Source organism: Pseudomonas morbosilactucae, from assembly GCF_023241715.1.
Classification (GTDB): Bacteria; Pseudomonadota; Gammaproteobacteria; order Pseudomonadales; family Pseudomonadaceae; genus Aquipseudomonas; species Aquipseudomonas morbosilactucae.
In genome coordinates this window covers 131,585-138,860 of sequence record NZ_JALQCW010000032.1, presented here as the reverse complement: position 1 = coordinate 138,860, position 7,276 = coordinate 131,585, and the positions used below count along the sequence as shown (strand labels likewise).

Genomic DNA, 7,276 nt, shown 5'->3' with positions numbered 1-7,276 from the left:
CAGCTCCTACACAAAGCCTCACCGCCGTACCCTTGTAGGAGCCGGCTCGCCGGCGATAGAGCCTTGAAGCTTGAAGCTTGAAGCTTGCAGCTTGCAGCTCTCGGCGCTATTGAACTCGCCATCGCTGGCGAGTTGTAGTCCTGACCGGCGGGCGACCATAATGCCGCCGGTTCTCTCCCTCAGAAGGCTGGATATGCAGGACGATTCCCCCAAGACCGCCAAGGATGCCGCCCCCACCGGTACCCAGACACTGCTCCGGGGCCTGGGCGTGGTCCAGGCCGTGGCCAGCGGTGCCCGTGACCTCAAGGAGATCGCCCGGCTGATCGGCACCACCCGAAGCACCACCCATCGCCTGGCCAGTTGCCTGGTGGAGGAACGCTACCTGCGGGTGGTGCCGCAAGTGGGCTACCTGCTGGGGCCGAAGCTGATCGAACTGGGTTTCCAGGCACGGGAAGCGCTGCCCCTGGTGACCCTGGCCACACCGTTTCTGGACGAGCTCTCGGCCCTGACCGGCGACACCATTCACCTGGCGATCCGTGAAGACGACGACGTGTTGTACCTGCACAAGAACCCGGGGCGTAACGGCCCGGAAATGCGTTCGAGGGTTGGCCATCGCATGCCGTTGGCACGCACCGGGATCGGCAAGGCCTTGATGCTGGACGATGGGGTCGAGGATTGGCGCCGGCTGTATCAGATCAGCCTGCCGGTGGGGGGCAAGAATGCGTTGTGGCCGGACCACGTGGAGCCGACATGGGAGCAGTTCCAGCAGCGCATGCTGGAGTACGTCAAGGGGGGCTACGCCTTCGACCTGGAAGACAACGAACCGTCGATCCGCTGTGTGGCGGCGCCGGTGCGTGATGCCAGCGGCGCGATCGTCGCCGGCATCAGTATCGCCAGTACCTTGCCTTATATGCCCTTGGAGAAAATGGCCGAGCTGATCCCCCTGGTGAAGCAGGTGACCGCTCGGCTGTCCGCAGAGTTGGGCGCCAAGGCCTGAATCAGACCTTGAGGGTGGCCATGTCGATGACGAAACGGTACTTCACGTCGCCGTTGATCATGCGGGTGTAAGCCTCGTTGATGTGGCGGATGTCGAGCATCTCGATGTCGCAGGTGATGTTGTGCTCGGCGCAGAAATCCAGGACTTCCTGGGTTTCGGCAATACCGCCGATCAAGGAGCCGGCCAGTACCCGGCGGCTCATCACCAGCTTGCCGGCGTGCACCGGCGGGTCAACCGGTTCGATCAGGCCCACGAGGATGTGCACGCCGTCAAAGCGCAGGGTGTCCAGGTAAGGGTTGAGGTCGTGCTGCACCGGAATGGTGTCCAGCAGGAAGTCGAAATGCCCGGCCACGGCCTTCATCTGTTCGGCATCGGTGGAGACGATCACATGGTCGGCACCCTGGCGACGGCCTTCCTCGGCCTTGCTCGCCGAGCGAGTGAACAGGGTGACTTCCGCGCCCAGGGCCTTGGCGAACTTGATGCCCATGTGGCCCAGGCCGCCCATGCCGAGAATCCCGACCTTGTCGCCCGCCTTCACCCCGTAGTGCTTGAGCGGCGAGTAGGTGGTGATGCCGGCGCACAGCAGCGGCGCGGCACTGGCCAGGTCGAGCTTCTCGGGGATGCGCACCACGAAGTGCTCGCTGACCACGATGCTGTCGGAGTAGCCGCCCATGGTGTTGCTGCCATCGACCCGATCCGGGGTGGCGTAGGTCATGGTCGGGCCTTCCAGGCAGTACTGCTCCAGGTCCGATTGGCAGGCGGCGCATTGGCGGCACGAGTCCACCATGCAGCCGACGCCCACCAGGTCGCCCACCTTGTGCGCAGTGACGCTGGCGCCGACGGCCGTGACTTTGCCGACAATCTCGTGGCCCGGCATCAAGGGATAGACGGCGATCCCCCATTCGTTGCGTGCCTGGTGAATGTCGGAGTGGCACACGCCGCAGTAGAGGATCTCGATGGCGACGTCATCGGCACGTGGGCTGCGACGCTGGAAACTCATGGGGGCGAGGGGAGTGGTGGCCGACTGGGCGGCATAACCGATGGCGGTGTACATGAAGAACCTCGCAAAAGCGCTGAAAAGTGAGGCGGGCCATTTTCCCCATCGCGCCGGGGTGCGGCCATGGCGATTGCTCCGAGTCTTATGCCTAAAGCTCCGGGGGAGCCGCTGAAAGCGGCAAGCGACAAGCTGCAGGCTATAAACTGTGTGCCCACGCTCGCCGCTTGCGACTCACCGCTTGTAGCTTGCCGCTCTCCACAATCCGAGAAGTGCTCCAATGCTTTTGACCCGCCATGTCGATGCCAACGCCACGCTGGTTTCCCTGATCGAGGGGCTGACGCCCTGCGATGGTTTCTCGCCAACCCATTTGCCGGGCGTGCAGGTGCTGCGTGCCAGTTGCGACGTGGCGCGGGGGCCGCAGATCTACGAGCCGAGCCTGATGATCGTGGCCCAGGGCAGCAAGGTCGCGTACCTGGGCCCGCGCACCCTGGAATATGGCGCCGGGCACTACTTGATCCAGGCGATGCCGGTGCCCTTCGAATGCGAGACCTTTGCCTTGCCCAATGCACCCTTGCTGGGGGTGACCGTGGGCATTGATCGGGTGGTGTTGGGGGAGTTGGTAATGGCCATGGGCATTCAGGCTGGGCCACCGCCGGCGGCGCAGACCCTGGAGTCGATGAGTTCGGTGGTGCTGGATGACGCCATGCGCGGCTGCGTCGAGCGGTTGTTGCAGTGTTTGCACGATCCGCTGGAGAGCCGGATCCTGGGGCCGGCGCGGGTCCGGGAATTACTGTTCACCGCGTTGCGTGGACCCCAGGCCGATGTATTGCGGGCGTTGGTGGAGCAGCAGGGGCAGTTTTCCCGGGTGGCGACGTCGTTGAGCCATCTGCACGCCCATTACGCCGAACCCCTGAACATCGAAACCCTGGCGGGTTATGCGCACATGAGTGCCTCAACCTTTCATGAGCATTTCAAGCGCTGCACCTTGCTGTCGCCGGTGCAGTACCTCAAGCGCTTGCGGCTGCTCAAGGCCCAGCAGTTGCTGCTGGTGGACGGCATGGGCGTGGCACAGGCGGCGCACAGCGTGGGCTACCAGAGCACCTCGCAGTTCAGCCGCGAGTACAAACGTTATTTCGAGCGTAACCCTGGGGAAGAGCGCGTGGCGTAAGCCTTGATGTTGGCGGCTATCGCTGGCAAGCCAGCTCCTACGGGCGGGGGCGACGCGTTGGTTTTTTGTAGGCGCCGACTTGCCGGCGATGGAGTCTGCAAACATAAAAAGGCCCCCATATAGGGGGCCTCTCTTGGACGGTGGCGACTTACATGTTCGGGTAAGTCGGCCCGCCTGCACCTTCCGGGGTGACCCAGGTGATGTTCTGCGAAGGGTCCTTGATGTCACAGGTCTTGCAGTGCACGCAGTTCTGGGCGTTGATCTGGAAGCGCTTCTCGCCGTCTTCCTTGGTGATCACTTCATACACACCGGCCGGGCAGTAGCGCTGGGCAGGCTCATCGTACAGCGGCAGGTTCTTACCAATCGGGATGCTTGGGTCGGTCAGCTTCAGGTGGCACGGCTGTTCTTCTTCGTGGTTGGTACCAGAGATGAACACCGAGCTGAGTTTGTCGAAGCTGAGTTTGCCGTCGGGTTTCGGGTAGTCGATCTTCTTGCACTCGACCGCTGGCTTCAGGCACGCGAAGTCTGGCTTGGTGTCATGCAGGGTAAACGGCAGTTTGCCGCCGAAGAGGTTCTGGTCCACCCAGTTGAAACCGCCGCCGACGATAGCGCCGAACTTGTGGATCGCCGGGCCGAAGTTGCGGCTGGCGAACAGTTCTTCATACAGCCAACTGGCTTTGAAACCATCGACATAAGCGGTCAGTTCATCAGCGCCTTCGGAACCGGCGAACAGTGCATCGGCCACCGCATCGGCCGCGAGCATGCCGGACTTCATGGCGGTGTGGCTGCCCTTGATCTTGGCGAAGTTCAGGGTGCCCAGGTCGCAACCGATCAGGGCGCCGCCCTTGAATACCATCTTCGGCAGCGAGTTCAGGCCGCCTTTGCAGATGGCGCGGGCGCCGTAGCTGATGCGCTTGCCGCCTTCCAGGTACTGCTTGAGCACTGGGTGGTGCTTGAGGCGCTGGAATTCGTCGAACGGCGACAGGAACGTATTGCTGTAGGACAGGTCGACGATCAGGCCGACCACCACCTGGTTGTTTTCCAGGTGATAAAGGAAGGAGCCGCCGGTGTTCTCGTTGCCCATGATCTCCAACGGCCAGCCGGCGGTGTGGACCACCAGGCCCGGTTGGTGCTTGGCCGGATCGATTTCCCAGATTTCCTTCAGGCCGATGCCGTAGTGCTGGGCGTCAGCGTCACTGGCCAGGTTGAAGCGCTGGATCAGTTGCTTGCCGATATGGCCACGGCAGCCTTCGGCGAACAGGGTGTATTTGCCGCGCAGTTCCATACCGGGGGTGTAGAGGCCTTCTTTGGGTTGGCCTTCACGGTCCACGCCCAGGTCGCCGGTGATGATTCCGCGGACCACGCCGTTTTCGTCGAACAGGGCTTCCTGGGCGGCGAAGCCCGGGTAGATTTCCACACCCAGGTTCTCGGCCTGCTGGGCCAGCCAGCGGCACAGGTTGCCCAGGGAGATGATGTAGTTGCCTTCGTTGTGCATGGTCTTGGGCACAAAGAAGTCCGGAACCTTGGTGGCGCTCTCGGCGTTGCGCAGCACATAGATGTCATCGCGCTTGACCGGGGTGTTCAACGCGCGCCGAGTTCTTTCCAGTCCGGGAAGAGTTCGTTCAGGGCCCGTGGTTCGAACACCGCACCGGACAGGATGTGAGCACCGACTTCGGAGCCTTTCTCGACCACGCAGACGCTGATTTCCTTACCGGCTTCGGCGGCCTTCTGCTTCAGTCGGCAGGCGGCGGACAGGCCAGCGGGGCCGGCACCGACGATGACCACGTCGAATTCCATGTATTCGCGTTCCACTAGGCTATCTCCTACTCAAGGCTCTACGGTTTTTCTAATTTTGGAGGTTTGGCGGTATCGTCGCTTCGCACTGCTACGCAGGGGCGCGCGGGTGGCGAGTGACTCACCTTTCTCTCTGGGCGGCGCATTATATCTACACCACTGTCAGCGTCCAATACAAACGTTTGTTTGAAATTGCCGCAGGCCAGGTAAATCAAAGAGGGACGGCTTATAAGTGGCCGTTTTGCCGTATTGACCGGAAAAGGCGTTCCGGTCAAGATACGGTCGGTTTTGCGCTCGCCGTAGGCTGACTGTTGGTTTCAAGAGCACCTCTAAAGACAGGGCAAGGCAATAAAGGTGACGCAACGCGCAGCTGGGCAGTGCGCAGTTTACACGCCGCGATAATGAATGACTCGTCGGTCATCACTGACGAACGGTCATCACCCCGTGAGCAAGGTCATCCTTAATGACAAGCGCCAGCGTTTTTGGAGGTGCCCTTGTGCCGATGAGCATCAACCGCCAGGTTCTCGCCTAGGCGACTTTCTTTTCACCGGAGAGTAACGAGGAATCCATGAAGGTTCTTGTAGCTGTCAAACGCGTTGTCGATTACAACGTGAAAGTTCGCGTCAAGGCGGACAATTCCGGCGTCGACCTCGCTAACGTCAAGATGTCGATGAACCCTTTCTGCGAAATCGCCGTGGAAGAAGCCGTACGCCTGAAAGAGAAAGGCGTGGCGACTGAAATCGTCGTCGTCTCCATCGGTCCTGCTACTGCTCAAGAGCAACTGCGTACCGCCCTGGCACTGGGTGCCGATCGCGCCGTCCTCGTCGAATCCGCCGATGAATTGAACTCCCTGGCTGTGGCCAAGTTGCTCAAGGCCGTGGTCGACAAGGAACAGCCGCAGTTGGTGATCCTGGGCAAACAAGCCATCGACAGCGACAACAACCAGACCGGCCAGATGCTGGCTGCGCTGACCGGTTACGGTCAGGGCACCTTTGCTTCGAAAGTCGAAGTGAGTGGCGACAAGGTTGCCGTGACCCGTGAAATCGACGGCGGCGCGCAAACAGTCTCCCTGAGCCTGCCAGCCATCGTGACCACCGACCTGCGTTTGAACGAGCCGCGTTATGCGTCCCTGCCAAACATCATGAAAGCCAAGAAGAAGCCGCTTGAAGTGCTGACTCCGGATGCTTTGGGCGTTTCCACCGCCTCCACCAACAAGACCGTGAAAGTCGAAGCGCCGGCTGCACGCAGCGCGGGCATCAAGGTCAAGTCGGTGGCTGAACTGGTCGAGAAACTGAAAAACGAAGCGAAGGTAATCTGATCATGACTATCTTGGTAATCGCCGAACACGACAACAAGGTGCTGGCCCCGGCCACCCTGAACACCGTGGCCGCTGCCGCTAAAATCGGTGGTGATATCCACGTTCTGGTCGCTGGCCAAGGCGCTGGTGCCGTGGCTGAAGCTGCAGCAAAAATCGCTGGCGTGAGCAAAGTACTGGTTGCCGATAACGCCGCCTACGCTCACCAACTGCCGGAAAACGTTGCCCCTCTGGTAGCAGAGCTGGGCGCTGGCTACAGCCACATCCTGGCTGCCGCTACCTCCAACGGCAAAAACATCCTGCCGCGCGTTGCTGCGCAGCTGGACGTTGACCAGATCTCCGAGATCATCTCGGTGGAAAGCGCTGATACCTTCAAGCGCCCGATCTACGCCGGTAACGCCATCGCTACCGTACAGTCCAACGCTTCGGTAAAAGTCATCACCGTACGTGCAACCGGTTTCGACCCGGTGGCTGCTGAAGGTGGTTCGGCTGCTGTTGAAGCCGTTGCGGCTGCTCACGACGCAGGCACTTCGTCCTTCGTTGGCGAAGAGCTGGCCAAGTCCGATCGTCCTGAACTGACCGCTGCCAAAATCGTCGTTTCCGGCGGCCGCGGTATGCAGAACGGTGACAACTTCAAGCACCTGTACGCCCTGGCTGACAAGCTGGGCGCGGCGGTCGGCGCTTCCCGCGCTGCAGTCGACGCAGGCTTTGTGCCCAACGATATGCAGGTCGGCCAGACCGGCAAGATCGTTGCGCCACAGCTGTACATCGCCGTCGGTATCTCCGGCGCGATCCAGCATTTGGCCGGCATGAAGGACTCCAAAGTGATCGTCGCGATCAACAAGGACGAAGAAGCACCGATTTTCCAAGTGGCCGATTACGGCCTGGTGGCGGACTTGTTCGAAGCCATCCCTGAGCTGGAGAAGCTGGTCTAATCCAGCGGCTTCACTTATAAAGAGCCCGGCCTTTTGGCCGGGTTTTTTATTGTCTGCAATTTGTCGGGGA

5 protein-coding genes and 1 pseudogene are annotated in these 7,276 nt (G+C 61.1%); 4 read left to right on the top strand and 2 right to left on the bottom strand.

What is annotated here, in order from left to right:
• Positions 1-193: 193 nt before the first annotated feature.
• Positions 194-997 (top strand): IclR family transcriptional regulator, encoded by an 804-nt coding sequence (locus M1B34_RS14780; RefSeq protein ID WP_123330419.1) that lies wholly within the window; start codon positions 194-196, stop codon positions 995-997.
• Position 998: 1 nt separating this feature from the next.
• On the opposite strand, the gene M1B34_RS14775 is transcribed toward M1B34_RS14780, so the two are convergent.
• Complete coding sequence (locus M1B34_RS14775; protein WP_123330421.1) at positions 999-2,051, bottom strand: NAD(P)-dependent alcohol dehydrogenase; 1,053 nt, start codon at positions 2,049-2,051, stop codon at positions 999-1,001.
• Between the two features lie 220 nt (positions 2,052-2,271).
• On the opposite strand from M1B34_RS14775, the gene M1B34_RS14770 reads away from it, so the two are divergent.
• Positions 2,272-3,162: an AraC family transcriptional regulator gene (locus M1B34_RS14770; protein ID WP_268263759.1), complete on the top strand. Its 891-nt coding sequence runs from the start codon at positions 2,272-2,274 to the stop codon at positions 3,160-3,162.
• 148 nt (positions 3,163-3,310) lie between these two features.
• On the opposite strand, the pseudogene M1B34_RS14765 reads toward M1B34_RS14770, so the two are convergent.
• Positions 3,311-4,974, bottom strand: a pseudogene (locus M1B34_RS14765) (electron transfer flavoprotein-ubiquinone oxidoreductase).
• 550 nt (positions 4,975-5,524) lie between these two features.
• Between M1B34_RS14765 and M1B34_RS14760 the strand changes: the two are divergent.
• Positions 5,525-6,274 (top strand): electron transfer flavoprotein subunit beta/FixA family protein, encoded by a 750-nt coding sequence (locus M1B34_RS14760; protein WP_123330428.1) that lies wholly within the window; start codon positions 5,525-5,527, stop codon positions 6,272-6,274.
• A gap of 2 nt (positions 6,275-6,276) precedes the next feature.
• Positions 6,277-7,206, top strand: coding sequence for an electron transfer flavoprotein subunit alpha/FixB family protein (locus M1B34_RS14755; protein WP_123330430.1), 930 nt, complete (start codon positions 6,277-6,279; stop codon positions 7,204-7,206).
• Positions 7,207-7,276: the final 70 nt, after the last annotated feature.

What these genes read in the sequence shown, in the direction of transcription:
- M1B34_RS14775 (WP_123330421.1), bottom strand. Translation starts at nt 2,051, where the DNA reads ATGTACACCGCCATCGGTTATGCCGCCCAGTCGGCCACCACTCCCCTC.
- M1B34_RS14780 (WP_123330419.1), top strand. Translation starts at nt 194, where the DNA reads ATGCAGGACGATTCCCCCAAGACCGCCAAGGATGCCGCCCCCACCGGT.
- M1B34_RS14770 (WP_268263759.1), top strand. Translation starts at nt 2,272, where the DNA reads ATGCTTTTGACCCGCCATGTCGATGCCAACGCCACGCTGGTTTCCCTG.
- M1B34_RS14755 (WP_123330430.1), top strand. Translation starts at nt 6,277, where the DNA reads ATGACTATCTTGGTAATCGCCGAACACGACAACAAGGTGCTGGCCCCG.
- M1B34_RS14760 (WP_123330428.1), top strand. Translation starts at nt 5,525, where the DNA reads ATGAAGGTTCTTGTAGCTGTCAAACGCGTTGTCGATTACAACGTGAAA.